At 38.6% G+C, this 25506-nt stretch carries 25 protein-coding genes; 12 read left to right on the top strand and 13 right to left on the bottom strand.

The window, feature by feature from the left end; all coding sequences use genetic code 11:
* Positions 1-121: 121 nt before the first annotated feature.
* Genes tatC through tatA form a run of 3 tightly spaced genes read right to left on the bottom strand, consistent with a single transcriptional unit; the run spans position 122 to position 1600 of the window.
* Positions 122-901: a twin-arginine translocase subunit TatC gene (gene tatC, locus RFH42_RS15635; protein WP_308976779.1), complete on the bottom strand. Its 780-nt coding sequence runs from the start codon at positions 899-901 to the stop codon at positions 122-124.
* Between the two features lie 8 nt (positions 902-909).
* Positions 910-1362, bottom strand: coding sequence for a Sec-independent protein translocase protein TatB (tatB, locus tag RFH42_RS15630; RefSeq protein WP_308976774.1), 453 nt, complete (start codon positions 1360-1362; stop codon positions 910-912).
* A gap of 16 nt (positions 1363-1378) precedes the next feature.
* Positions 1379-1600: a Sec-independent protein translocase subunit TatA gene (tatA, locus tag RFH42_RS15625; protein WP_308976772.1), complete on the bottom strand. Its 222-nt coding sequence runs from the start codon at positions 1598-1600 to the stop codon at positions 1379-1381.
* A 155-nt stretch (positions 1601-1755) separates the two neighbouring features.
* Between tatA and RFH42_RS15620 the strand changes: the two genes are divergently transcribed.
* Positions 1756-2652 (top strand): permease, encoded by an 897-nt coding sequence (locus tag RFH42_RS15620; protein ID WP_308976778.1) that lies wholly within the window; start codon positions 1756-1758, stop codon positions 2650-2652.
* On the opposite strand, the gene rdgB is transcribed toward RFH42_RS15620, so the two are convergent.
* The 7 genes from rdgB to RFH42_RS15585 form a co-directional block, all read right to left on the bottom strand.
* The gene (gene rdgB / locus RFH42_RS15615) at positions 2649-3287 is read right to left on the bottom strand and encodes an RdgB/HAM1 family non-canonical purine NTP pyrophosphatase (RefSeq protein WP_308976771.1); all 639 of its coding nucleotides are present in this window, start codon (positions 3285-3287) and stop codon (positions 2649-2651) included. The genes RFH42_RS15620 and rdgB overlap by 4 nt on opposite strands.
* A 180-nt stretch (positions 3288-3467) precedes the next feature.
* Positions 3468-4061 (bottom strand): tetratricopeptide repeat protein, encoded by a 594-nt coding sequence (locus RFH42_RS15610; protein WP_308976770.1) that lies wholly within the window; start codon positions 4059-4061, stop codon positions 3468-3470.
* Positions 4058-4651: a methionine biosynthesis protein MetW gene (gene metW, locus RFH42_RS15605; protein ID WP_308976769.1), complete on the bottom strand. Its 594-nt coding sequence runs from the start codon at positions 4649-4651 to the stop codon at positions 4058-4060. The genes RFH42_RS15610 and metW overlap by 4 nt, the downstream gene beginning before the upstream one ends.
* On the bottom strand, positions 4651-5811 hold the full coding sequence (gene metX, locus RFH42_RS15600) for a homoserine O-succinyltransferase MetX (protein ID WP_308976768.1): 1161 nt from the start codon (positions 5809-5811) through the stop codon (positions 4651-4653). Before metX ends, metW begins: the two co-directional genes overlap by 1 nt.
* Before the next feature lie 139 nt (positions 5812-5950).
* The gene (gene leuA, locus RFH42_RS15595) at positions 5951-7642 is read right to left on the bottom strand and encodes a 2-isopropylmalate synthase (protein WP_308976767.1); all 1692 of its coding nucleotides are present in this window, start codon (positions 7640-7642) and stop codon (positions 5951-5953) included.
* Positions 7643-7969: 327 nt separating this feature from the next.
* Entirely contained in the window at positions 7970-8653 is a 684-nt protein-coding gene (locus tag RFH42_RS15590; protein ID WP_308976765.1) for a Fe2+-dependent dioxygenase, read from the bottom strand.
* 101 nt (positions 8654-8754) lie between these two features.
* Positions 8755-11010 (bottom strand): TonB-dependent receptor, encoded by a 2256-nt coding sequence (locus RFH42_RS15585; RefSeq protein WP_308976763.1) that lies wholly within the window; start codon positions 11008-11010, stop codon positions 8755-8757.
* Between the two features lie 757 nt (positions 11011-11767).
* On the opposite strand from RFH42_RS15585, the gene tig reads away from it, so the two are divergent.
* The 3 genes from tig to clpX all read left to right on the top strand — a co-directional run bounded on the left by tig (position 11768) and on the right by clpX (position 15234).
* Positions 11768-13102 (top strand): trigger factor, encoded by a 1335-nt coding sequence (gene tig, locus RFH42_RS15580; protein WP_308976761.1) that lies wholly within the window; start codon positions 11768-11770, stop codon positions 13100-13102.
* Positions 13103-13286: 184 nt separating this feature from the next.
* On the top strand, positions 13287-13898 hold the full coding sequence (gene clpP / locus RFH42_RS15575; protein ID WP_308976760.1) for an ATP-dependent Clp endopeptidase proteolytic subunit ClpP: 612 nt from the start codon (positions 13287-13289) through the stop codon (positions 13896-13898).
* A 34-nt stretch (positions 13899-13932) separates the two neighbouring features.
* Positions 13933-15234 carry an ATP-dependent Clp protease ATP-binding subunit ClpX gene (gene clpX, locus RFH42_RS15570; RefSeq protein ID WP_308976759.1) on the top strand — a complete coding sequence of 434 codons (1302 nt, stop codon included), beginning with the start codon at positions 13933-13935 and terminating at the stop codon, positions 15232-15234.
* A 65-nt stretch (positions 15235-15299) separates the two neighbouring features.
* Here the strand turns inward: clpX and RFH42_RS15565 are convergent, their stop codons facing one another.
* Positions 15300-15839 (bottom strand): DUF2059 domain-containing protein, encoded by a 540-nt coding sequence (locus tag RFH42_RS15565; RefSeq protein WP_308976758.1) that lies wholly within the window; start codon positions 15837-15839, stop codon positions 15300-15302.
* Between the two features lie 220 nt (positions 15840-16059).
* On the opposite strand from RFH42_RS15565, the gene RFH42_RS15560 reads away from it, so the two are divergent.
* The 5 genes from RFH42_RS15560 (at position 16060) to RFH42_RS15540 (ending at position 20675) form a co-directional block, all read left to right on the top strand.
* Positions 16060-17208 carry a glycerate kinase family protein gene (locus RFH42_RS15560; RefSeq protein ID WP_308976757.1) on the top strand — a complete coding sequence of 383 codons (1149 nt, stop codon included), beginning with the start codon at positions 16060-16062 and terminating at the stop codon, positions 17206-17208.
* Between the two features lie 121 nt (positions 17209-17329).
* On the top strand, positions 17330-19318 hold the full coding sequence (locus tag RFH42_RS15555; RefSeq protein ID WP_374990843.1) for an ATP-dependent helicase: 1989 nt from the start codon (positions 17330-17332) through the stop codon (positions 19316-19318).
* A 70-nt stretch (positions 19319-19388) separates the two neighbouring features.
* Entirely contained in the window at positions 19389-19625 is a 237-nt protein-coding gene (locus tag RFH42_RS15550) for an RNA recognition motif domain-containing protein (protein ID WP_308976756.1), read from the top strand.
* 168 nt (positions 19626-19793) lie between these two features.
* Positions 19794-20297 carry a DUF6586 family protein gene (locus RFH42_RS15545; RefSeq protein ID WP_308976754.1) on the top strand — a complete coding sequence of 168 codons (504 nt, stop codon included), beginning with the start codon at positions 19794-19796 and terminating at the stop codon, positions 20295-20297.
* A gap of 99 nt (positions 20298-20396) precedes the next feature.
* The gene (locus RFH42_RS15540; protein ID WP_308976753.1) at positions 20397-20675 is read left to right on the top strand and encodes a hypothetical protein; all 279 of its coding nucleotides are present in this window, start codon (positions 20397-20399) and stop codon (positions 20673-20675) included.
* Between the two features lie 86 nt (positions 20676-20761).
* Here RFH42_RS15540 and RFH42_RS15535 read toward each other — a convergent pair whose 3' ends face one another.
* Entirely contained in the window at positions 20762-22024 is a 1263-nt protein-coding gene (locus RFH42_RS15535; RefSeq protein ID WP_308976751.1) for a YhjD/YihY/BrkB family envelope integrity protein, read from the bottom strand.
* A 115-nt stretch (positions 22025-22139) separates the two neighbouring features.
* Between RFH42_RS15535 and wrbA the strand changes: the two genes are divergently transcribed.
* Complete coding sequence (gene wrbA / locus RFH42_RS15530; RefSeq protein ID WP_308976749.1) at positions 22140-22730, top strand: NAD(P)H:quinone oxidoreductase; 591 nt, start codon at positions 22140-22142, stop codon at positions 22728-22730.
* A 79-nt stretch (positions 22731-22809) separates the two neighbouring features.
* A complete protein-coding gene (locus RFH42_RS15525; protein ID WP_308976748.1) occupies positions 22810-23286 on the top strand; it encodes an OsmC family protein in 477 nt (158 codons plus the stop codon).
* A gap of 9 nt (positions 23287-23295) precedes the next feature.
* Here the strand turns inward: RFH42_RS15525 and RFH42_RS15520 are convergent, their stop codons facing one another.
* Complete coding sequence (locus tag RFH42_RS15520; protein ID WP_308976746.1) at positions 23296-24546, bottom strand: acetamidase/formamidase family protein; 1251 nt, start codon at positions 24544-24546, stop codon at positions 23296-23298.
* Positions 24547-24816: 270 nt separating this feature from the next.
* Here RFH42_RS15520 and RFH42_RS15515 point away from each other — a divergent pair, with 270 nt between their 5' ends.
* Entirely contained in the window at positions 24817-25491 is a 675-nt protein-coding gene (locus tag RFH42_RS15515; RefSeq protein WP_308976745.1) for a CsgG/HfaB family protein, read from the top strand.
* Positions 25492-25506: the final 15 nt, after the last annotated feature.

The raw sequence follows: 25506 nt of genomic DNA, 5'->3' as shown, positions 1-25506 counted from the left end.
GAAATGTGTCATATGGCTTACGCCAGTCACTTATATCCTCATCCTGAACGATGAGGTTTTACGCTCCATCGGATAAAAAGCAGGCTTATTGGCCTGCTTGTATTATGTGTTTTATATGGTTTTACTGAGCGACTTTGCGTTTTTCAATGAGTTTACCCATGAGTAGGCCAAGCTCAAATAGCATCCACATAGGAATAGCCAACATAATCATTGAAAGTGCATCTGGTGGTGTTGCAAACATTGAAACAAAGAAACAGCCCACAATAATAAAGCGTCTTTTTTCGGCCAAAGTTTTGGTATCTACAATACCAATGAGTATCAGCACTAACGTAATAATCGGTATTTCAAAGGTTATGCCAAAAACTAAAAAGAGTTTTAGACAAAAAGTTAGATAACTGTTGATATCTGTCATTGGCGCTACAGTATCTGGTGAAACACTGATAAAAAAATGTAGGATTGAAGGTAAAGCCACAAAATATGCAAAACAAATACCCGCATAAAACAGACTGATGCTACCCAAAAGCAAAGGAATCGCTAAGGTTTTTTCCTTTTCATACAGTGCAGGTTTGATATAGGCCCAAAGCTGATAAATGATAAAGGGCATCGCCAGCATTATGGCAACAAAAAAGTTGAGTTTAAAGGGTGCCATAAAAGTTGCTGTAACATCCGTCGCAATCATGGTTGATTGTGCTGGAAGCTGTGCACGTAGCGGTGCAGACAAAGTGCTGTACGTTTTATTGGCAAAAGGGAGTAGGCAGAAGAAGAGTACCAGCAGTATAGTCACGATTTTAAATAAGTGTTTTCGTAGAATAACTAAATGCTTGGTAATCGGCATTTCTTCTAAGGTGGCAGATCCAGTTGATGAATCGTGTATTGCTGGGGGCTGAGTTTGAGAACTCATCGTGTCTGTCATACGGCCACCTGAAATTCGGGAACATGAACTGTGGGATTAGAATCCACAACCAGTACACTATTACAGTTGTGTTTCTTTAACCAAAGCGTAGGCATATACAATTTTGGTATGTGATGTTGAACATACTGGTATTGAGCATGTTTAACTGATGTTGTACTGATATGTTCAGAAGTGAGAGGCTGATTCGCTTGTTGTTGTAATTCTTGCATCTGACGTTGCATTTTTTCTTCAAGCTCTTGAATCCGTTTCATTTCTTGATTCATTTGCTCGCGTAATTCAGATAGACGTAACTCACGATCAATGTCATTTTGTACACTGCTGATGGCACGTTTAAATTTACTGTACCACTTAGCTGCAAAGCGTGCGGCTTCGGGTAGTTTTTCTGGTCCAAGTACCAGAAGGGCAATGACACCAAAAACTAGAAGCTCAGAGAATCCTACATCAAGCATAGCTTACCTCACTCGTTTATTGTTTTACCGTCGAGTTTACGTCGCTATTGGTATTTTGATGTTCTAGAGTACGTGGCTCATTGATTGAGGCCGTTGTTTCCTCATCTTTGATTGATTTTTTAAAATCTTTCACTGCACCACCAACATCTTTACCTAGATTTTTAAGCTTAGATGTACCGAACAATAAAATAACAACGATTGCAAAAATGACAACATGCCAAATTGATAATCCAGCCATGAGAACAACTCCTAATTGATCAACCGCTATATCAACAGTAAATCATGACAGCGCTGTGACGTTATTATTGCAATTTAAGGACATAGGGCTAGACGAAGTGAAAGCGAAAGGTGCATGCTATTTGTTCTTGGGCGATTTTTAGGTTTTGAGCAGTGATTCTATTTCCACTATTTTCTTTTTTATGTGGTTTGCTATTAGCAAGTGTCAAAACACAGGCAAAACTTAGAGTAATACTGTCCAATATTTTAGCTAAGTTGCTTATCCCAATCGTGATTATTTATAACATGGTGTTTTACAAAGAGGGACAGTTGGCATTGGTTGGACTGAGTATTTTGGCTGCAATCATGTTGTATGTTTTTTATGTGCTCTTGTTTAAGGATCGTCTACAGGCATTATGTTGTAGCTATACCAATATTGGTTGGTTGGGTTTACCTATAGCCATGTCAATTTTTGGTGCCGAGGTCAGCGGTGCAATGATTGCTTTATATATTGGTGGCTCTTTATTTGGCAATATTTGGGCGACATCTGCAGTGAGTCAAACAATTCAAGCACCTTGGCTTGTGATTAAAAACTTAGTCCGCTCTCCACCTGTAATTGCACTACTCATCGCTGCTGTTTTAAGTGGGCTTGGTGTTGATCAAATGAAGCAACATGTGCTTATTGATCATTTATATTTAGCTGCAAAGTGGGCAATGAGTTTTGCTGGCATGTGTGTATTGGGTATGTGGCTGAGACATACACGGATAGGTGTAGCTGATTTGATTCAGAGCAGTAAGATTGCTCTATTTAAGTTGTTATGCGGTATTGTTTTTTGTTCACTGATCTATTTGCTCATTGATAATAGTGCAATACATCAAGCAATTGCTGCAATATTCTTTATATTTTGTTTACCACCAGCAGCGAATATTGTTGCACTAGAAACCTCTTTTCAAGGTACTGGTAGATCTGCAAAATATATTGCTGCTGGGACAGTAGTTAGCTGTGTGGTTATTGCCATTTATGCTGGGCTATGGCAGGTATTTGGAGCTTTTCTGGTATTTGCTCAGTTTTAACTAAGCTGTGTGGTGTTCAAGCTGGCTTTAAATAATTGCATCGCTTGACCACGATGACTTATTTTATTTTTATCCACTTTGCTTAGCTCGGCACTACTACAACCTAACTCAGGTAACCAAAATAAAGGATCATAACCAAAACCATTGTCTCCACGTGGAACCTCCAAGAGTTCTCCGTGCCAAATACCTTGGAATACTTGGGGTAAAGGATCTTCAGCATGCTGTACTAAAGCCAATACACAGACAAACATGGCTTCAATGGCTTGGTTGGGTTGACGTAGTGCTTTAACATCTTCAAGCAGTTTTGCATTGTTTGCTGCATCATGACCATGTTCACCCGCATAACGTGCAGAATAAATACCTGGAGCACCGCCTAAAAGTGGAATACATAATCCTGAATCGTCCGCAATAGCAGGTAAACCTGAAATTTTTGCGGCATGGCGTGCTTTAATAATGGCATTTTCAATAAAACTTAAACCATCCTCAACAGCATCTTCAATATCAAGTTGACCTTGGGCAATGACTTGTATAGGAAGATTTAGTTGCTCAAAAAGATGCTCAAATTCTGTAATTTTACCTTTATTATTACTTGCTAAAATTAAACGACCTTGAGATAACCAATCTGTTGCTGACATGTTGTAACTGCTCTAAAAACGAATGCAACTAGTGTAAATGATTTTATGCTGATCATTGTTATTTGCGGCAGATAAATGTGCTATTGAATAGCAAAGTTAGGCTTGGTTGTTTGTGTATAGATAGAAAAAAAGCACCGTAGTGGTGCTCTAATTCCAAATTTTAAAATTAAAAATTAAAAATTATTGTGCTTGAATCCAACGGTCAGCACGTTCACGTGCAGTGCGGATTTGATCTTGGGTTAAGTTTGCAGCCAAAGCAGTTTTCTTTGTTTCTGACATATTGATGACTTTGTTATCAAGCATGCCGTCACGGGTAGAAAGTTCATACCATTGATAAGCACCAATGTAGTTTTTCTTTTGCTCTTCCATAACTGCAAGGTTAAAGCTAGCGCGATTATCGCCGTGGCTTGCTGCTTTCTCTAAATATTGACGTGCCAAAGTTTCATTTTTAGAAACACCAATACCATCTGCATACATGCGGCCAACGTTGAGTTGAGCAGCAGAAATACCTTGGTCTGCTGCAGCTTTATACCAAGTAAATGCTTGTTTATCGTCTTTTTGAATTTCACGGCCAAGTTGGTAGTGAGTCGCTAAGTAGAATTGCGCTGCGGCTTGTCCTGATTTTGCTGCTTTAAATAGATCTTGAACAGGCATATGTGCATATTGGGCAGCTAAAGCAGACGTTGACTGTTTTTGCTGTGGAATATAGTCAGCATGAGCTTGCATACTCAGCATGCCAAAAAATAAGGTACTACCTAATAAAATTTTTTTCATAGAGCACTCACTCGATAAATTGCGACTTCACCAAACAAATTTGGGCTGTACTTACTGAGTAAGTTATCTTTCTGATTCCCATTTACGGCAAGTCGATTAATAATTTGTATACGGTTCTCAGCACAGAGTGCTTCAAAATCTCGAAAAGTACACAGATGGATATTGGGCGTATTGTACCACATATATGGCAATGCTTTGGAAACGGGCATTTTTCCTTTTAAAGCTAAGTAAGAACGAGTCTTCCAATAAGCAAAGTTAGGAAAAGTAATAATAGCTTGTTTTCCAACACGGACCATATCACGTAATAATACATCTGGTGCATCAACAGCTTGAAGAGCCTGAGCCATGACTACATAGTCAAAAGATTGGTCAGCGAAGCGTTGTAAACCCAGATTTAAGTCTTGTTGGATGATATTTAACCCTTTGCCAATAGCAATTGCAATCTTTTCTTGATCAATTTCTAATCCATATGCGCGAATATTATGCTTTTTTGTCATATGTGCGAGCATTTCGCCATCACCACAACCTAAGTCTAAAACAGTTGAATTAGGTTTGATCCATTTTTCAGCGAGTTGATGATCTATACGCATTATGGCTGCTCCTGTGTTGAGATTTGAGCCTGCGATTTTCCAGCTAGAAATGCTTGCAACGATTTAACATATAAAGGGATAGGGAAGAGGAAAGAGTCGTGTCCTTGTTCAGCATCAATGTCGAGATAGCTGACAGGTTTTTGATTGCTAATCAAAGCATTCACGATTTCTTGTGAACGTTCAGGGCTAAAACGCCAGTCTGTAGTAAAAGAAACCACCAAAAATTGACATTGAGTTTTCGCCATTGCTGCTTGAAGTGATTGTTCATATTCACGTGCAGGGTCAAAGTAATCAAGCGCCTTAGTCATGATTAAATAGGTATTAGCATCAAAGTTACGACTAAAGCGTTCGCCTTGGTAGCGTAAATAACTTTCGACTTGGAACTCGACATCAAAACCATACATAAATTTGCCAGATTTTAAATCTCGACCAAATTTTTGCATCATTGCTTCTTCTGAAAGATAGGTAATATGACCGACCATGCGAGCTAAAATAAGACCACGTTTAGGGTAACTGTCATTTTCTAAATAACGACCATCATGAAAATCGGGATCAGATAAGATGGACTGGCGAGCAACCTCATTAAATGCAATATTTTGAGCTGAAAGTTTTGGTGCACTCGCAATGATCACACATTTTTGTAAGCGATCAGGGTAATCTACCGACCACTGTAGAGCCTGCATACCACCTAGAGAGCCACCAATGACCGCATACCAAGTCTGTATACCTAGACGGTCCGATAACATTGCTTGAGTTTTGACCCAGTCTCGGACTGTGACGAGTGGAAAGTCTGGCCCATAGGGGCGATTTTCATTTTCTGGATTAGGTGAAGTGGGGCCTGTAGAGCCATGACATCCCCCTATGTTGTTAATAGCGACAACAAAAAACTTTGAAGTATCAATTGCTTTACCAGGTCCAATACAGGCATCCCACCAACCTGTTTTTTTATCATTGGCATCGTGATAGCCTGCGGCATGATGGTGCCCTGACAGTGCATGACAAATCAAAATTGCATTTGTTTTATCGGCGTTGAGTGTGCCATACGTTTCAACCATTATTTCAAAGCGCGGTAACATTCGACCGCATTCCAATGCTAAGGGTTGTTCAAACTGAAATTTTTGCGGGGACACTAATCCCACTGAGTCAGTCGGGAAGGACACAGTCATTGTTCGCCTTAAAATGTAAGAATATCAATATGTAAAAGAGGATATCACTTGCGATATCCTTTCCAAAGTCATTTATTGCATAGCACAGGCCTGTTTAGTACAAGCCTGTTGATTAAGCCAACCTAAGTGAAAGTTAGGCTGGGGCTTGCGTTTTAGATTGAAGCACGCCCTGAGCAACCAAACGGTTGATACATGCAATAATTGCTTCAATTGAAGAAGTTACAATGTTGTCATGCACACCAGCACCAAATGCTGAGCGTCCAGTACCTTTAACTTGAAGTTCAATTAATGCAAGCGCTTTGGCATTTGCACCTGAGCTAATTCCGCGTTCTTCGTAGTTTAATACGTCAACTGGTAAGTCGAGTGCATTTAAAATAGCTGAAATTGGACCATTGCCTTCACCACGGAGCTGTTGTACTTCACCGTTGATTTCGATATCAAGCTCAATGATTTGATTGCCATTTTGATCTGATAATTTATAACCTTTTGCATCGAAATGACCTTTTTTGCTTTCGACATATGCAGCTTTAAATAATTTCCAGATTTCTTGGGCTGTAATTTCAGTTCCTTCCTCATCGGTAACTTGTTGTACCACTTGAGAGAATTCAACTTGTAAACGACGTGGTAACACAACGTTGTAATGTGATTCTAAAAGATATGCGATACCACCTTTACCTGATTGGCTATTGACACGAATCACGGCATCATAGTCACGACCCAAGTCTTTTGGATCAATTGGTAAATAAGGCATATCCCAAATATCTTGATCTTTTTGGAATTCAAAACCTTTCTTAATCGCATCTTGGTGTGAACCAGAGAATGCTGTGAAGACTAAGTCACCTGCATATGGATGACGTGGATGTACTGGTAAACCTGTACATTCTTCAACAGTCGCGATAATTTCATTAATGTTTGAGAAGTCCAAGTGTGGCGCTACACCTTGGCTATACATATTTAATGCAATTGCTGCTACATCAACGTTACCTGTACGTTCACCATTTCCAAACACACAGCCTTCTACGCGGTCAGCACCAGCCATAATGGCTAACTCTGATGCTGCAATACCGCAGCCACGGTCGTTGTGGCAATGTACAGAAATTAATACCCCATCACGACGAGCAATGTTGCGATGCATCCATTCAATTTGGTCTGCATAAACATTTGGTGTTGAAACTTCAACTGTTGCAGGTAAATTTAAGATGACTTTATTGTCTGGTGATGCTTCCCAAATTTCTGTAACAGCATCACAAACATCTTTAGCAACCTCAAGTTCTGTCGCACTGAAGCACTCAGGACTATATTGGAATACCCATTGGGTTTCTGGATATTGTGCAGCATACTGTTTTACTTTTGTTGCAGCATTAACTGCCAATGCTTTCGCACCAGCAATATCAACATTCAATACTTTTTGGCGGAATGTTGGAGAGTTAGAGTTATAAATATGAACAATTGCACGTTTAGCACCAGCCAAAGCTTCAAATGTTCGTTCAATTAAGTGATCGCGTGCTTGAACTAAAACTTCGATATAAACGTCTTCTGGAATGTGATTTTCTTCGATAAGTTTACGAGTAAAGTCAAAGTCGACTTGTGAAGCCGAAGGAAAACCAATTTCAATATGTTTAAAACCAATTTTGACCAACATTTGGAACATTTTAAATTTTTGTTCAATGTTCATCGGTTCAAAAATAGCTTGGTTACCGTCACGAAGGTCTGTACTCATCCAAATTGGCGCTTGAGTAATTTCTTTGTTTGGCCATTGGCGGTCAGTTAATTCGACACGTTGATACATGCGACGGTATTTTTTACTTGGATCAGCCAACATCATTGCAGAACTCCTTGTGTCACCTAAAAAACTCAGATCTCGGGGATGAGCGATAGACGACAATATATATGGTCTCTATTTAAAATACGTTTAAACTTTAATCTAGGGGGCGAGTGCCAAAATGGCAAAATTAATATGTGCGCGCTAGGCGCAGCATAAGCTGCAAGCTGAGGGTGCTGCTTGCCATTGGGAGGAGGGCGAGAATAGCTGGATATTTATTCATACCGTTAAAATTACGATATAAGCACAATAGTGTCAATGAGATTTAGAAAAAAACTTTTATAGATCAAAATGAAGTTGTCGTAAATGGTGGTAGGAAAGAGCGGAGCCTTAAAGCTCTGCCCATTTACGAATTAAATTATGATAAATATTGGTAAGTTGAATAACTTCCTGATGTCGATCACCTAAACTCATTCGTAGATTTTGAATGCTTTGGTCTAGGTTAAATAACATATGACGATTTGCGTCATCTCGAATCATACTTTGTACCCAAAAAAATGAGGCAACACGGCAACCCTGAGTAATCGCTGTCACTTCGTGTAAGCTACTCGCTGGATACAAAATTAGATCACCAGCAGGTAGTTTAATGTCATGAAAGCCATAGGTATCCTCAACAACAAGCTCACCACCTTGATATTCATCAGGCTCAGATAAAAATAAAGTACAAGATAGATCTGTTCTTAATCGTTCTTGTGTACCTCGAATGCGTCGTATTGCATTGTCAACATGCATACCGAAAGCTTCGCCTGCCTCATAACGATTAAATAGTGGGGGAATGATATCTTGTGGAATTGCTGCTGATAAAAACAAAGGATGTTGTCCCAGTTGTTCTAAAATAATCGTACTCAGTTTATGCGTAAGTGGGTGGTCTTCTGATAGTTGTTGATTATGTTTAACTGTTGCCGAGAGGGTGCCGGCAGTCACCTTGCCATTGACCCATTCAACTTTATTCATTTCGGTACGAAAGTATTCAACTTGCTCTTTACTCAGGACGTTAGGGATATGATGAATCAAAGTAGCACCTATTTATGTTGTTTAAATATACAAATAGCCTCAAACGAGGCTATTTTAGTACAAATCCCTTATTTTTAATAAGGGATTATGTCGTTCTTTTCTTAATACTTAAAGTTAAGTGATACAACTGCACTACGGCCTTCTGCTTCAGTCGCATAGTGTGATGCATAAGCTTTAGTGAAGTAGCGTTTATCACCAATGTTATTTACATTTAACTGTAAGTTAACATTTTTGTTAACGTCATAACGTGCCATGGCATCATAACGAACATAGCTTGGAACCCATTTTGTATTTGTTGCATCGCCATAGACTTTATCACTATAGACTGCACCACCACCAATACTAAACTGTGGTAAGACTTGATAAGTGGTCCATAGGGTTGCACTGTTTTGGGGAACGTTTGGCAATTTTTTGCCTTTTGCAGGATTTTCAGCAGTACAAACACCAGTACGGGTACACGATGGACCAGGTTCAGTTTGTTTACTGTCAAGATAAGAGTAGCCAGCAGATACTGCCCATTTATCAGTAATATTACCATTAACGCCAAGTTCAATACCGTCAACCTTACTTTCACCACCGTTGGTATATGTGGTTGAGTCGAGTTGAATGCGCGTATTTTGTTTCTCAGTACGGAAGATTGCTGCTGTTAAATTTAGACGCTTATCAAGCAGATCCCATTTTGTTCCAATTTCATACGTACGTGCTTTTTCAGGATCGAGATCTTTAATGTTTACATTTAACGCAGTTTCTGAGCCATCACCAGCATCTACTCCAACAGGGTTTGCTGAGGTAGCGAAACTTGCGTAGATTGAACCATTTTCTACAGGTTTAAAAGTTAAGCCGGCTTGGTATGAGAAAAAGTCAGTATTGTTCTCAATTTTTTCACCTGTAGCGTTTGTTTTAAGCTCAGTGTCAAATTTATCCCAACGCGCACCTAAATCGAGCAACCATTGTGGATTAAGTTCAATGTTATCCAATACATACAATGAAGTGGTTTGTGATGTTGTTGTAGTGACTTTTTTATTTTTCGTTGCATTACCTAACCAAGGATCATGTGGGTTTGGATTATAGGCATCAGTACACCAATAGTTTGAATCTGCAGGAGTGAGTCCAGCACAGGCTTTAATACCATTTAGTTTGGCAGGTAATGTTGAAGAGGCGGCTTGTCCCAAATCTGTCAACATATAGTTACCTTTATCGGATACTATCCGGCTAAATTCTGCTCCAGTATTAAAACTATGCTTGATAGAACCTGTATTAAACTTACCACGTAAACTCAGTTGGTCACTAAAACCATCCGTATCAGTTATACGTGTATTCGCACGACGTACGACTTGTCCATTGGCAATATTACTTTTTGAGTCATCAGGTTGCGTCCAGATATAGTCATTTTTAGATTTGTTATATACGGCGGTATTACTGATGGTTAAGTCATCCGTAATATCATGCTCTAGTTTAAGGGTGCCAATATGGTTTTCTTGTTTTTGGAAATCACGATCTTTCCAGCCATAATAAATGCCTTGTTTGGCATCTAATGGTTTGCCTGTAGGTGTACTTGTTTTATGATCCCAATAAGGCACGCCAGAGTCTGGGGTATCATCTGATTTTAAGTAGTAATAACTTAAAGTCGCACGTGTTGGACTACCTAGGCCAAAACTAATACTTGGTGCAATACCAAAACGTTTATATTCAGCACCATCTTTTTGGCCTGCTTTGTCATTTTGATGCCCCATGATTGCTACACGAGCAGCTGTACCATTACCAAAATCTTTGTTGCCATCTAAAGTGATACGAGCATAGTTGTCTGTACCACCTTGTACTGAACCTTCAATAAAGTTTTCTTGTTTTGGTAGTTTAGAAATTAGGTTAATGCTACCACCAGTACCACCGGCACCACCAAGTGCAGAGGCAGAGCCTTTAATCACTTCAACTTGTTCAACTGCGAACATTTCACGATTTTGAGAAGTCGCATTACGGACTCCATCAACATAAATCGAGCTTTCTGAGTTATAGCCACGGATAAATGGTCGATCGCCATTCGGATTACCGCCTTCACCAGCGCCAAGGGTAATACCTGGAACTGTGCGAAGTGCGTCGCTTAGTGTGTTCACTTTAGTGTCAGTGATGAGCTGTGGTGAAATTACATTCACTGATTTTGCAACATCAAGTAGGGGAACCGTAAATTTACTATTTGCTGATTGATCAACTTTTAAAGACTTATCTGCTTGTGCTTCTAGGTGAATAGTCGGTAGTTGAACACGCTCTTGTTCCTGAGCTATAGCATGTGTCGCGATTACAGAAAGTGAAGAAGCAATCGCTGAGGATACTATTTTCTTCCGTGTTTTTATAAATGACATCAATCGACTCGATAGTTAATCTAAAATAGAGTGTAAATAATAATGATTATTGTTTTTTAAACCGACCTAACTAAATTGAAAAAATAGATCAAATATGAAGAAATGAAAGAAAAATGTATTTAATAATAGAATTGTTTATCTATAACTATATGATTTTTATGGTGATGAAAAAAAACGGTAAACTAATTTAATTTAATTGTTTTTTATGATCGCTGTCGGGTGAGTTTTTATAAGTGGTATTGATGCTGGTGTAAAGAGCGTTCAGTGTGTGTTTGATCATTGCAGGGTGAGACAAGAAAGGCTGTGCATATTGATAAATAGTTAGCTAACTAAATAAAACTTTTTATGTTTATCTCTTTCTTTATATTAAGTGTGATAATTCGTATTAAAAGATTTATAAATCAGCAATATTGTCATAAACCATCTGATTGACTTATATGACTCATTAATACTTTGTGAATTATGTTTTAAATATGTTGGCTTATTTAATTCATTTAGAACAAAGCAGAAATTTTTTTGACAGTTTTTATTGAGAAAAGTAAAAATTTATAGTCAGAGAAATCATTGTTGTTAATTATTTAACAGCAAGTGAAAAACTCAGGCTATAACATCTTGAATGCTAAAAGTAATAGAATTAATGATTAAAAAATAAAAAAAAATTGAGTTTATGTTTAAGGATTTTGTATATCTTGCATTGTTGGCATATAATGTAGCACTTTTTAAAACTGTAATTACTACTTAATATATCGAGGAAGCCATGCAAGTAACTTCTGAAGCGGTTTCGGGCGTAGCCCGTCGTTTAAATGTATCTGTACCGACGAGCCGTGTGAACGAACAGTTTGAAGCTCGTTTAAAGCGCACTGCAAAAACTGCGAAGATCAACGGCTTCCGTCCAGGCAAAGTGCCATTAAATGTTGTACGTCGTGAATATGGTGCAGGTATTTACCAAGAAGTGGTAAATGATGTAATCCGTGACACAGTATTCGAAGCTATTCAACAAGAAAAAATCAATGCTGTTGGTATGCCAAACATTGAAAAAGTTGAAAACAAAGAAGACGCTTTAGTTTATGAAGCGACAGTTGAAGTTTATCCAGAAGTTAAAGTAAATGCATTTGATGCTTTAGAAGTTGAACGTAAAACTTCTGAAATTAAAGATGCTGACGTTGACACAATGTTAGAAAACTTGCAAAAACAACGCCAAACTTGGGTTGAAACCAAAGGTATGGCGAAGAAAGACATGCAAGTGACTTTTGATTTTGAAGGTACTGTAGACGGTGAAAAGTTTGAAGGCGGCGCAGCTGAAGACTTTAAACTTGTTTTAGGTTCTAACCGTATGATCCCTGGTTTTGAAGATGGGATTATTGGTATGAAGAAAGGCGAAGAGAAAGTTATTGATGTAACTTTCCCTGAAGATTACCAAGCTGAAAATCTTGCTGGTAAAGCTGCTCAATTCAAAATCAACGTAAAACTTGTTGAGAAAGCAAAACTTCCAGAAATGGACGCAGAATTCCTTACTGTATTCGGTATTTCTGAAGAAGATGGCGTTGAGAAGTTAAAATCTGACGTGCGTAAAAACATGGAACGTGAAGTTAAAAATGGCTTACGTAACCAAGTTAAAGGTGCAGCTTTTGATGCGCTTGTTGCTGCCAATGAAGTTGAAATCCCAACATCTATGCTTGCTCAAGAAATTGACCGTCAACGTCAACAAATGATTCAACAGTTCACTCAACAGTTTGGTGCTCAAGGTGCGCAAGCATTTGACAACAGCATGTTGCCAGATGAGCTTTTCAAAGAACAAGCTGAAAAATCTGTGAAACTCGGTGTATTGGTAAGTGCAATTTTAGCTGAGTCTAAACTTGAAGTTGATCAAGCACGTGTTGATGCATATATCAATGACATGGCATCTTCTTATGAAGATCCTACAGAAGTTATTGAATACTTTAAAAATGATGAAAAACAACGTGCTCAAATCGAAGCTGTTGTTTTAGAAGATCAAGTTGTTGATCACATTCTTGCATCTGCTAAAGTAACTGATAAAGCTGTAAGCTATGACGAATTGTTGAAAGAACAACAAGCACGTCAACAAGCTTAAGTTTTTGTTGCTAAAAAAGGCGCTTAGAGCGCCTTTTTTATTGTGGGTTTGGTGGTGAAAAACGATAAAACCGTGGGTAGCAGAAAAATGTTCGTTCTTTTATAGGGAATATTTTGCAATTTTGAATATTATCCCTCATATTGTGGAAATGAATCTGAGAAACAAAAATCAGGATAAATAACGTATGTACGTTCCAACTATTGATAATGCATTAGTCCCCGTTGTTCTTGAACAGTCTTCTCGCGGCGAGCGCTCATTTGATATTTTCTCACGTTTATTACGTGATCGAGTCATTTTCTTGACAGGCGAAGTTGAAGACAATATGGCCAATTTGATTGTGGCGCAAATGTTGTTTTTAGAAGCAGAAAATCCAGATAAAGATATCCATCTCTATATCAATTCACCAGGTGGCTCTGTGACTGCTGGCATGGCAATCTATGACACAATGCAGTTCATTAAACCTGATGTTGTGACCTATTGTATGGGGCAGGCAGCTTCTATGGGTGCCTTCTTGTTAAATGCTGGTGCAAAAGGTAAACGTTATTGCCTTGAAAATGCACGTGTTATGATCCATCAACCATTAGGTGGTTTCCGCGGTCAAGCTTCTGATATTGAAATTCACGCACGTGAAATTATTTTCATTAAAGAACGCTTAAACAAATTAATGGCGGAGCATAGTGGTCAAGATTATGAAACGGTCGCTCGTGATACAGATCGTGATAATTTTATGACAGCGCAACAAGCAAAAGAATATGGTCTAGTTGATGAAGTATTGTCAAAACGTCCTGAAAACTAAGATCTAAATTAAAGTTAAAATATTTGGAGTGAAAATGTCCGAAAATCCTCAAGGACAAAAGCATTGTTCATTTTGCGGTAAAACGCAGTCTGAAGTCGGTAAGCTGATTGCAGGCGAGGACGCATTTATTTGTAATGAATGCGTGGACGTGTGCATGGACCTAGTTCAAACCAGTCAACAAGTAGAAAGTGGTGACTGGGCAACTCGTCCTTTACCTAAGCCGCATGAGATTCGTGCTGCGCTTGATCAGTATGTTATTGGTCAAAGTACAGCGAAGAAGACTTTGTCTGTGGCGGTATATAACCATTACAAACGTTTAAAAGTCTCTCAAACTGCACAGAAAGAAGATGCAATTGAAATTGCCAAATCAAACATTTTACTTATTGGACCTACAGGTTCAGGTAAAACGTTATTGGCTCAAACTCTTGCACGTTTACTTGATGTTCCTTTTGCAATGGCTGATGCAACAACACTCACAGAAGCAGGTTATGTTGGTGAAGATGTTGAAAACATTGTACAAAAGCTACTGCAAAAAGCTGATTATGATGTAGAGAAAGCTCAAAAGGGTATTATCTACATTGATGAGATTGATAAAATCACTCGTAAGTCAGAGAACCCATCTATTACTCGAGATGTTTCTGGTGAAGGCGTACAACAAGCATTATTAAAAATGATTGAAGGTACTGTTGCTTCAATTCCTCCTCAAGGTGGACGTAAGCATCCTCAGCAAGAGTTCATTCAGATTGATACCTCAAATATATTGTTTATTTGTGGTGGTGCATTTGCTGGCCTTGAAAAAGTGGTGCAACAGCGTCAAGAGAAGGGTGGTATTGGTTTTACTGCAGATGTACGTAGTAAAGATGATACCAAAAAAGTTTCAGAGCTCTTTAGTCAGGTTGAAGCCAATGATTTGGTTAAATTTGGTTTAATCCCAGAGTTCATTGGTCGTTTGCCTGTAATCGCAACTCTAGAAGAGTTAGATGAAGCTGCGCTAATGCAGATTTTAACTGAACCTAAAAATGCATTAACACGTCAGTACCAATATTTATTTGAAATGGAAGATGTTGATCTTGTTTTTGAAGATGATGCTTTACGTGCTGTTGCGCAAAAAGCATTGGAAAGAAATACAGGGGCGCGTGGTCTACGTTCAATTTTAGAAAATGTATTGCTAGAAACTATGTATGACCTACCAAGTCGTGATGATGTGGGTACAGTTGTCATTAATGCTGCAGTTATTAATGATAAGGCTGCACCAGAATACAAGAAAGAGCGTCAACCAAAGCAAGAGAAAGAGACACAAGAGAAAACTGAGTTAAAAGTAATTAAATCAGCTTAATTTTGTGCCTAAAAAACCGTGTAATTTCTGAATTGCACGGTTTTTTTATGTCTTCATTTATTGCACTATTTTTTTTGTTCAGTCAGTGGGGCAATAATTTTGCTCAGCTGTAACATAAACTCTTTTTGTTGAGCTGTATCATTAAATAATTCATATGCAATCTTTGTTGACTCTTGCATCATTTCTGTTGTGAGTTTAGATGTTTTTTGGGAAATGGATTGGCCTAGCGGTGAGCTGAGAAAAGTAATATAGGCCTGAGCTTCTTCTTCAGTATATGTTTTTTGATATATATTTTTAATCATTTGCATAAATCTAGGGTTTTGCATAATTTCTTGATTTTTGGCAAACATCAGTGCAGAAAGCTGTTGTGCGGCTTGTTGTTGTTTGGCATTGAGTTTTTCAACTGCAAGTGATTGTTTGATAATAAGCTCAGCTTGTTGATCCAGCACTGGGCGCATTTCAGTTGCACTATTTTTAATAAAGTTTTCAACATTAGAGAGCTGTATAAGCTTTTCAAGAGACTCATTTTTCATGGGTGCAGCATAAAGTGCCGAACTTGAACTAAGAAAAGATATGAGTAGTACTGAGGCAAAGCGTTTATACATAAATGATCTCTAATATGTGAAAAATATGAAAATAAATATAAATGGTCTTAGATAATAACAGCATTTATGCTTAAATTTTTATATGAAACTTTAAGTGAATGAGATTTATTCGTATTTCACTCTTTTCGTGACTAATCTAAAGTTAGGAAATCAGTATTAAACATGCAGCATGAATAAATATTATTTTGCTCTAAACAAGAAACCATAGTTGGAGATTAATATGAGCAAAACCTTTGTTTTAGCTCCCGATTCGTTTAAAGAAAGCATGAGTGCAAATCAAGCTTGCGAAGCAATGTCCTTGGGGATATTGAAAGTATTTCCTGATGCCAAGATCATTCATGTGCCAATGGCCGATGGTGGAGAGGGCACCGTTGATGCCGTTCTTTTTGCTTGTGAAGCGAAGAAAGTAGAACTTGAAGTGATGGGACCACGAGCTGAGCTGCGAGTTCATGCTTATTTTGCTCTTTTAGACCATGGTGAGACAGCTGTAATCGAGATGGCTTTAGCGAGTGGTATAGAGCTGTTAGAGCTTTCGCAGCGCGATCCATTTTATACGACGAGTTATGGTGTTGGTGAGCTGATTATTGCTGCATTGGATCATGGTGCAAAGCGCATCATCATTGGATTGGGTGGTAGTGTAACTAATGATGCTGGTATTGGTATGGCTCAAGCCTTAGGAGCACGATTTTATAATAAAAATGGGGAAGAGCTTGCTTTAGGTGCATTGGCTTTGTCGCAGTTAGATCGTATAGATTTAAACAATCTTGATGCACGTTTATGTGATCGAGAAATTGTGATTGCAAGTGATGTAAGTAATCCTTTGACTGGGCCAAATGGTGCTTCTTTTGTCTATGGTCCTCAAAAAGGTGCAACTGTAGATCAGGTGCAATATTTAGATCAGTGCTTAACACATGTGGCAACATGTATTCAAAAACAATTAAATGTAAATTATCAAGATATTGCCGGTGCTGGTGCTGCTGGTGGCTTAGGTTATGGTTTAATGGTTTTTGCTGGTGCTCGCATGGCCTCTGGTGTTGAAACCATGATGAACCTGGTTAATCTTCGACAGTATTTAAATGATGCTGATTATGTATTTACTGGAGAAGGTGCGATTGATCGACAAACCTTAGAAGGGAAAACACCTTATGGCGTAATGCAATTGGCTAAGCAGTTCAATGTACCTGTTATTGCATGTGCAGGTCGGGTCGGAGATGGAATAGAGGACTTATATGCAGCTGGTTTCTCTTCGATTTTCTCGATCGTGTCTGAGTGCTGTACGCTTGAACAAGCATGCTTAAATGGTGCTAAAAATCTGCAACAGTGCTGTGAAAGTATTGCACGTATTCTTCACTTGCTTGAGCCTCGGTAAATTGAATTTTGCGTGATGAATGTATGATTAGGCGAATAGAAAAATAGTTTGATGGTACTTGGTTCAGCTTTTCAGGGACTGCTCTGTTAAACTGCCTATGTCAAAAATATGTTGAGTGGTTATGAGTTTAAAAGTCCTGATTGATGAGTTGAATACTCAACAAAAACAAGCAGCAACCACTGAGGCGCAGCATAGTTTGGTTTTAGCTGGAGCTGGTTGTGGTAAAACAAAGACCATTGTTGCTCGTGCAGCTTATTTAATTGAACAAGGGGTACCTGCGGATCAAATACAGATATTAACTTTTACTCGTCGTGCAGCAAGTGAAATAGTATCAAGAGTTGAGTTGGCTTTGGGAGCCAGTGCAAAAGGTTTAAGAGCTTCAACTTTCCATACCTTTTGCATGTATTTATTACGCCGTGTGCCTAAAGCTTTTGGTTTAGAACAATTTTCTATTATTGATCGTGATGATCAAATGCTAATGTTTCGTTTATTACGTGGTAAAGATGATAAAAATCATATAAATGCTTTACCTAAACCGAAAGAGCTTTGTGATTTGTATTCATTTGCACGGAATACTAGACAATCTTTAAGTCAAGCATTAGAAGCTCAACTCCCTGAATTTGTAGAGCAAAAAGAAGCAATTAAACAGCTTATGCAGGATTATCAACAGCGTAAGCAGGCACGTCATTTTTTAGATTATGATGACATTTTAGTTGTTGTTGCGGCAGCATTTGCCCAGTCTGAATCATTGGTCAATTATGTTGCCTCTATGTGTAAACATTTATTGGTTGATGAAATGCAAGATACCAATCCGTTACAGTGGGCTTTACTTGAGCCATTGTTGGAGCAGGTAAACTTGTTTTGCGTGGGCGATGATGCACAATCCATTTATGCCTTTCGTGGTGCTGATTTTGAAAATATTCATCGTTTTAAAGATCGGGTAGCTAATGCTCAAATTTTTAAATTAGAACGTAATTATCGTTCTACTCAAGAAATTTTAGATCTTTCAAATTGGTTGTTATTACAAAGTCCTATTCACTACGATAAACAACTCGAAGCACAGCGTGGTTCTGGGTTAAAGCCTAAAATTCATATTTTTCGCAATGAGTTTGATGAGGCTGCTTGGATTGCAGCAGATATCAAACAAAGACACCTTGTTGATGGTACCGCTTGGCATGAGCATATGGTATTAGTACGCTCGTCTTTTGCTGCGAGACATATTGAGACTGCATGTATTCAAGCGAATGTGCCTTATCGTTTCATTGGTGGAATGAAATTATTAGAGACAGCACATGTCAAAGATTTATTGAGTATGCTGCGTGTTATTGCTAATCCGCAAGATGATATTGCATGGATGCGGTTTTTAACATTATGGCCCGGTGTAGGCGATGTCGGTGCAAGTAAGCTCGCATTACAATTGGTTAAAGCTGATGATATCAGTGCAATTGTCACTATTTTAGAAAAATTTGGCCGAGTTTCAGCTGAAGCAATTTTAATTATGCAGCAGATGTCGGTGCTTAAAGATCAAGTACAGCAGTGTGTGAGCCTAGCGATTGATGCTTTGAAAGAGCAGCTAAGTGAAAACTATGCCAAAAAAGACTGGTCAAAACGCTGTAATGATTTTGACTTGGTTACGCAGCTTGCCGAGAAACATCAGCAACTTAGCGAGTTTTTAGAACAATACGTTTTAGATCCGATTTCCATTTCGGAAGTTGAACGTTTAGAGCAAAATGATGTTGTAACATTGATTACAATTCATTCGGCAAAAGGAACTGAACAAAAGGTTTGCTATGTTGCTAACGTAAGTCCTGGCCAGTATCCACATGCTCGTGCGCTTGAGAGTTTTGATGAGGTTGAGGAAGAACGCCGTGTGCTTTATGTCGCCCTAACACGTGCCCAAAATGAATTGATCTTGACCAAACAAAACCTAAGTCAGTGGACAAGTGAAAAGTATGATGAGCAAGGTCGTAAAATAGAGCATTATTTTTTGACAGGTTTAAGCCGTAAATTATGTATAAGCGAAACACATCATCAGAAAAATACTGGACAACGGGCTCCTACATACTCATCTGGTAGAATAGATTTCGATTTTGGATTGAATCTAGATTAAACTTAAGCATGGGAATCTGTGAGTGTTTGCAGAGTCCCTCTTTTTATATAGTTGTTTAAAAGGTTATGAAATGAAAATACTTGTACGTAATTTAGAGCGATCAATTACTGAGGCAGAATTGCTTGCTTTATTTGAACCTTTTGGGCAGGTTGAATCTTGTGTGATTGTTCTTGATCAGGAAACTGGGAAATCTAAAGGTTTCGGATTTGTTGAAATGACCAATCCTCGTGAAGGTGTTAAGGCTGTTAAGGGGCTGAATACGCTGAAAGTAAAAGGTGTGGGGATGCGTGTTAAAGTGGCTGAATAATTCGGCCTCTGATTTTTAATATGTCAGTTGAATTAGTTGAGTCAAAGACTTATTTGGCACAGTTTTTGGTCGATTAATTTCGGTGACATGTTAAAAAAATGCTTAAATCCTTTGTTTTTTGAACTGATAATATTTAAGCTAAAGCGGAGTGCTATTTGGAAAAAAGCTATGTCCCGTGTTGCGCGCTATCACATTGATCGTACCAATCAAAAATTATATTTTGCTCGTTTGGCTTGCCAACAAGCAGAGCAACTAGATCAAGTTCAGCAAGTTCAAGCTGCACGTGAATCGGCAGTTTTTCATCTGCATGGCGCGCTGTTAGCATTCTTACAAGAATTGGTGCGTTATTATCGCTTAAATGATCAATACCCAACCTTGAAGTCTATAGAAGAAGAAATGGCACTTAAAGGACAAGTATCACCAGAAGTTGTGGTGATGCAACAATTAGCCAAGCAAGGGCTTATTGCAGAGCTTAAACGGGCATATCGACTATGTCAGTACGCAACAGAACCTGCGGCTGCTGAGCCCGAACCCGAAACTTCATCGAATCTTATTATTAAAGTGACGCAATCTCCACAAGCATGGTTGCCTGATAGTGAAATCTTACGTGAATGGCACAGAGATTTGTCTCAACTGTTTGATGGGTTTCGTAATGAGATGGTCGAATTTTAATTTATGAGCGGGATAACTTGAATTGTCCAATGTTTATCCCGATATATCATCATAATGCAGACAAACTATATTTTGTATTATGTTGGGCATGGAGGATTTATGACTATAGAACAGTTAAAAGAATTATTCGGCAATCAAGAAGTCATTCTCGAATTGGTTCAACTTGAAAGTGGTGAGTTAGCACTGCGTAATGCTGGGTCTGAGAAAGAACCATTAATTACCATTCAGTTCAATGCTGAAGTGAAACAGATGTTAGGTGAACAAACAACAGTATTGGCTCAACATATGATTCAAGCTGCGCTATTTAGCCTAATGGAAAAACAAGTTGGTGAATGGCAAGCAGAAGTTGTGGATGAAAAACCACAGTTTTTGAGTTAATGATTGTGGACACATTCCTATCTTGTCATTAAGACAAGATAGGTTTTTTTATGTCTGCAGATCATGGTGTGTGAGGTAAAATTTATCTATAACTTTGAGCGAGAGTTATCTTCAAAAATTTGTGATAAAGGAACGGAGAGGCGGGCAGTAAGAGCCGCATCTGACTCTAACAAGGCAGGTCCAATATCTTGCAGCCATGGCTTATCTTGAGTTATATCAATAATATCCTGACGCCGAGGTAATGGGTAAGGGAGCATTTTGTAAAATTGCCAGAAATCAACTTCATTGAGATTGCGTACAAGGACAAATTTGTCATCACCAGTACATTTAATTAAATTATTTTTCATTAAAATATTCAGGTGACTTGGCCAGCGGCCAATTTCTTCACGACCAAGAACGTCAAGCGCTTCTGCGTCTGATACTGCTTCACCCTTTTTTTGCTTATTATAGAAAAGTTGTAGTAGATCCATGAGCATAATCACTGGATGCCGATTCGACTCTTTATGTGCATTAAATGCAGTAAGTGCATAACTCAGCTCTACACCAAGTAAAATAATGTTCCACGATAAAAATATCCAAAGCAGGAAGATAGGGACTGCGGCAAAAGCACCATAGATGATTTCATAACTGGTGAAGTTTGCCATGACAAAACCAAACAAGTTTTTAAGTAATACAAAGATTGTGGCACTAAAAGCTGCAGCAATCATAGCTGCTTTGGCTGGCACAGGGCGATTAGGAATCATCCAATAGAGAATAAAGAAGCCGAGTATGGTCAAAGCAAAAGAAATAAAACCGAATAGATAAGTTCCATCTAAGTTGTAACCTGCAAAGTTACTGCTTAATACGTTCATAGAGGTGATGGTAGAGGAAATAACAAATGCGCTACCTAACAAAATTGGACCTAAGGAAATAATCGTCCAATAACGCATAAAACCAACAATCCCACCACGGGTTTCGCGTACTCGCCAAATTCGGTTAAATACAGTTTCAATACTGGTCAGCATAAGTACTGTTGTGACAAATAGAAATAAAATACCAATAACTGTTAGGTTGCTTGATTTAGACGTAAAGGCGTTGAGTGCTTTGTCAAAGGCGATTGTGGTTTTTGGTAAAAAATTACTATAAATTAACTGTTGTAGTTGTTGTCTCGCTGGCTCTAAGGCATTGATAGAAGAGATGATCACCAGAAAAACAGTCAGCATTGGTACGACTGCAAAAAGTGTTGTGTAAGTGAGCGAGCCAGCTTGTTCACGACAACGGTCAGCCTCAAAACGTTTAATGACAAAGAGGACAAACTGAAACCATGTGTGATCATAAAAAGGGAGTTTCTGAAAATACTTTTCTAACATAAAAATGCCGTCTCGATTCTTTTATTTAAATTCTTACATTATTCAAATGCATAGAGATATCCCAAAAAGAGAAAAATAACGTATAGTTTTCTCTTTTATCTTAGTCTAGCAAAATATGCAGCCATATATTCTTGTTTTATATTACAGTAAATACGGTTCAGTGAAGCAAATGGCTGAACTGATTGCCAAGGGTGTTGAGTCTACAGGCCTTAATGTGAAAATTAGAACAGTGCCTGAATTGGCTACTGTTGTTACTGAAGCAGCTGCGAGCATTCCCGAAGAAGGTGATTTATATTGTAGCTTAGATGATTTGGCGAATTGTGCTGGGCTCGCACTTGGCTCACCAACACGTTTTGGTAATATGGCTAGTGAAATGAAATATTTCTGGGATCAGACAACCAGCCTTTGGTTAAATGGCGCATTACATGACAAACCTGCATGTGTGTTTACTGCATCTGGATCTATGCATGGTGGGCAGGAGAGTACGCTTTTAACCATGTTACCGCCTTTGTTTCACCACGGTATGATGATTATGGGGCTGAATAATACTCAACCTGCTCTGTCAAATACTAAAACTGGTGGAACGCCATATGGTGCTAGCCATGTTAGTGGTGCAAGACATGATCAAGCGATGAGTGAAGATGAGCGTGTGTTATGTGAAGCACAAGGTAAACGACTTGCTGAAATTGTACAACGTTTAGCTTAAGGCATTGGTGTTATAGTGGATTTTAAAGCCACAGCCTTATTGAATACAATTAAAATCAACCATGGAGTTAGGCTGAATTATGACACTGCACCAATACGCTGTTGAAATAAAATGGCAAGGGAATACAGGCACAGGAACCTCTTCATATCAGGCTTATCGCCGTGATTTTGAAGTGCGACATGAGACTAAACCAAGCATTGCAGGGTCTGCTGACCCAGCATATCTAGGTGATCCAACACGGTGGAATCCAGAAGAGCTATTGATTGCAGCACTTTCTTCATGTCATAAACTTTGGTATTTACACTTGTGTGCTGATCATAATATCTGTGTATTGGATTATACCGATCAAGCAATGGGTGAGATGCAAGACCAAGATCTGTTAAAGCGTGGCCATATGACACAAGTTACTTTACGGCCTCGTGTGATTATTCAAGATTCAGAACAGTTAGCACTTGCAGAAAGTTTACATCAGCTTGCACATCATGAATGTATGATTGCAAATTCTGTAAACTTTCCTGTGCATTGCCAAGCTCACTGTGAAGCTTTGACAAAATAAGATTGCAGTTTATTTTTTATCACTAGATTTTGTTTTTTGTACAGGTTCAAATTCACGAAAATCTTGTTTACGAATAAGTGCATGGATGCCTTTGGTTCTATCTACAACTTGGGAAACACTAAAATCTGTTGCGGCACTTAAATAAGCATATGCGAGTGCTTCATCAATACCATAATGTTGATTCAAAAACCGAATTGCTTCACGAGTTGAGTTTTTCATTGCTTCATTTAGGTCAGGGTCAAGTCCTGGGGTGATCCAATATTCCGGTGTTTCTCCCAATACTTGTTTGAGGGTATGACTTGGAATGGCATTTGTTCCTGCTTTTAATAGTGTGAGTTTAAATGTTGCTCGTGTAGAACCCTCTAGTGCGGTTAAAGCAACCTCACCATTTCCTTGGCTAAAGTGACCATCACCCGTATAGAACTGAGCGCCAGCAACTTGAACCGGGAAATAAGCTGTAGTCCCTTTTGTTAACTCATTAATATCAATGTTACCGCCATAGTAAGCAGGAGGTACGGAGTGAACGGGTTCAGTTGTATTTGCTGCAACACCCATAATCCCCATAAATGGTTTTAAGGGAAAGCGGATTGTTTTTCCAGTAGGTGTAACAATGCTCCCTTCATATTGACCATTGGCGAGCTTTTGTATAGGCGTGAATACAGAGATATTGCCGTAACTTGATGGATTGTTGACACTTGGCTGAGCTTGAGCAGGTGTTTTAGGAAACTCCCCGACTAAAGTGCCTTTCCCATGACGATTGGAGATAACGCCATAGGGAACACGGGGTTCAATGTCAATAATTTCAACTTTAAGCACATCACCTGGTTGTGCATCAATGATTTCAACAGGTCCAGTGACAATATGAGGGCCATCATGCTGAAAGTCATGTTTAAGTGATGATTGAGTAATTAACTGCGCTTCAGCCAAGATTTGTGAAGGAGCTACACCTTTACTCATAAAGTATTTTTTGGCATCACGGCCTTGGTCTTCTAATAGCCCTTCATGCGATACGGTGTCAAATGTCACCACACTACCTGAGGCTACTTTGAGCACTGGAGCATGGTCACGGTTTGGTAAGTAGCCCCATTGAATGGTCTCTAGTGTTGAAGGAATATAGTAATTCCCTTTATATTGCCCCTGGTTGAGTTTTGTAGGATGCTCACTTAATTGAGTCAAAACTTTAAATGGTTCAGCTAATAATTTGCTTGTAACACCATAGCAGCTGAGTATGATACATAAAGGCGTTAATTTTTTTAACATTGTGTTTGTACTCTAGTTTTGTTGTTCGCTCTTAATACTTAGCAAAAAATATGCCGTTTGACCATCGGAAATGATTGTTAACTCTTTGCTTATATGGAGTATTTATATAACTATTCATTGGAATAGAGACTCTATTTGAGCTTCTCGTTATACTTATCATGTATTCAATATATGATTTGAGATACATACGAATATATAGATAGGACTGTGAGTATAAAAAATAAACTTATATAGATCAGGTTTATCAATGATTTTTGATTAGGGTAAAAAATGAAAAAATTGACAATTGCATTGTGCGGTAGTGCTGTATTAACTTTAACGGCTTGTACTACAACAGAAACATCAAGAAGTATTCAAGCACCACAAGTGACAGCGGCCACTGCTGCTGTTAAATATCAAGGTCCGAAGACACCAGTATCTATTGGTAAGTTTGATAATCGTTCAAGTTATATGCGTGGTATTTTTTCAGATAATGTTGATCGTTTAGGTGGTCAAGCAAAAACAATTTTAGAAACACATTTACAGCAAACAGGTTATTTTAGCGTCTTAAACCGCGATAACTTATCTGAATTACAACAAGAAGCAGGTTATACCAAAACGAACCAAGCCATTAAAGGGGCACGCTATGTTTTAACTGGTGATGTATCTGAATTTGGTCGTAAAGAAGTCGGTGATCAACAGTTATTTGGCATATTAGGCCGTGGTAAAGAGCAAGTTGCTTATGCCAAAGTAAATCTAAATGTTGTTGATGTACAAACTTCAGAAGTGGTGCACTCTGTACAAGGGGCAGGTGAGTACGCGCTTAGTGCACGTGAGGTGCTCGGTTTTGGTTCAACAGCTTCTTATGACTCAACTTTAAATGGCAAAGTACTTGATTTAGCTGTGCGTGAAGCAGTCAATAATTTGGTGCTAGATCTACAATCTGGTAAGTGGTCATTGAAATAAGGCTACTGAAAAATA

The organism is Acinetobacter rudis (assembly GCF_031157835.1).
GTDB classification, from domain to species: domain Bacteria; phylum Pseudomonadota; class Gammaproteobacteria; order Pseudomonadales; family Moraxellaceae; genus Acinetobacter; species Acinetobacter rudis_A.
The sequence above is the reverse complement of the archived record's forward strand: the minus strand, read 5'-3'. Positions and strand labels throughout refer to the sequence as shown.

Excerpts from the sequence above, each read along its gene's own strand:
- tatC (WP_308976779.1), bottom strand. The coding sequence starts at position 901 with ATGAGTTCTCAAACTCAGCCCCCAGCAATACACGATTCATCAACTGGA.
- tatB (WP_308976774.1), bottom strand. The coding sequence starts at position 1,362 with ATGCTTGATGTAGGATTCTCTGAGCTTCTAGTTTTTGGTGTCATTGCC.
- tatA (WP_308976772.1), bottom strand. The coding sequence starts at position 1,600 with ATGGCTGGATTATCAATTTGGCATGTTGTCATTTTTGCAATCGTTGTT.
- rdgB (WP_308976771.1), bottom strand. The coding sequence starts at position 3,287 with ATGTCAGCAACAGATTGGTTATCTCAAGGTCGTTTAATTTTAGCAAGT.
- RFH42_RS15610 (WP_308976770.1), bottom strand. The coding sequence starts at position 4,061 with ATGAAAAAAATTTTATTAGGTAGTACCTTATTTTTTGGCATGCTGAGT.
- metW (WP_308976769.1), bottom strand. The coding sequence starts at position 4,651 with ATGCGTATAGATCATCAACTCGCTGAAAAATGGATCAAACCTAATTCA.
- leuA (WP_308976767.1), bottom strand. The coding sequence starts at position 7,642 with ATGATGTTGGCTGATCCAAGTAAAAAATACCGTCGCATGTATCAACGT.
- RFH42_RS15585 (WP_308976763.1), bottom strand. The coding sequence starts at position 11,010 with ATGTCATTTATAAAAACACGGAAGAAAATAGTATCCTCAGCGATTGCT.
- tig (WP_308976761.1), top strand. The coding sequence starts at position 11,768 with ATGCAAGTAACTTCTGAAGCGGTTTCGGGCGTAGCCCGTCGTTTAAAT.
- clpP (WP_308976760.1), top strand. The coding sequence starts at position 13,287 with ATGTACGTTCCAACTATTGATAATGCATTAGTCCCCGTTGTTCTTGAA.
- clpX (WP_308976759.1), top strand. The coding sequence starts at position 13,933 with ATGTCCGAAAATCCTCAAGGACAAAAGCATTGTTCATTTTGCGGTAAA.
- RFH42_RS15565 (WP_308976758.1), bottom strand. The coding sequence starts at position 15,839 with ATGTATAAACGCTTTGCCTCAGTACTACTCATATCTTTTCTTAGTTCA.
- RFH42_RS15560 (WP_308976757.1), top strand. The coding sequence starts at position 16,060 with ATGAGCAAAACCTTTGTTTTAGCTCCCGATTCGTTTAAAGAAAGCATG.
- RFH42_RS15555 (WP_374990843.1), top strand. The coding sequence starts at position 17,330 with ATGAGTTTAAAAGTCCTGATTGATGAGTTGAATACTCAACAAAAACAA.
- RFH42_RS15550 (WP_308976756.1), top strand. The coding sequence starts at position 19,389 with ATGAAAATACTTGTACGTAATTTAGAGCGATCAATTACTGAGGCAGAA.
- RFH42_RS15545 (WP_308976754.1), top strand. The coding sequence starts at position 19,794 with ATGTCCCGTGTTGCGCGCTATCACATTGATCGTACCAATCAAAAATTA.
- RFH42_RS15540 (WP_308976753.1), top strand. The coding sequence starts at position 20,397 with ATGACTATAGAACAGTTAAAAGAATTATTCGGCAATCAAGAAGTCATT.
- RFH42_RS15535 (WP_308976751.1), bottom strand. The coding sequence starts at position 22,024 with ATGTTAGAAAAGTATTTTCAGAAACTCCCTTTTTATGATCACACATGG.
- wrbA (WP_308976749.1), top strand. The coding sequence starts at position 22,140 with ATGCAGCCATATATTCTTGTTTTATATTACAGTAAATACGGTTCAGTG.
- RFH42_RS15525 (WP_308976748.1), top strand. The coding sequence starts at position 22,810 with ATGACACTGCACCAATACGCTGTTGAAATAAAATGGCAAGGGAATACA.
- RFH42_RS15520 (WP_308976746.1), bottom strand. The coding sequence starts at position 24,546 with ATGTTAAAAAAATTAACGCCTTTATGTATCATACTCAGCTGCTATGGT.
- RFH42_RS15515 (WP_308976745.1), top strand. The coding sequence starts at position 24,817 with ATGAAAAAATTGACAATTGCATTGTGCGGTAGTGCTGTATTAACTTTA.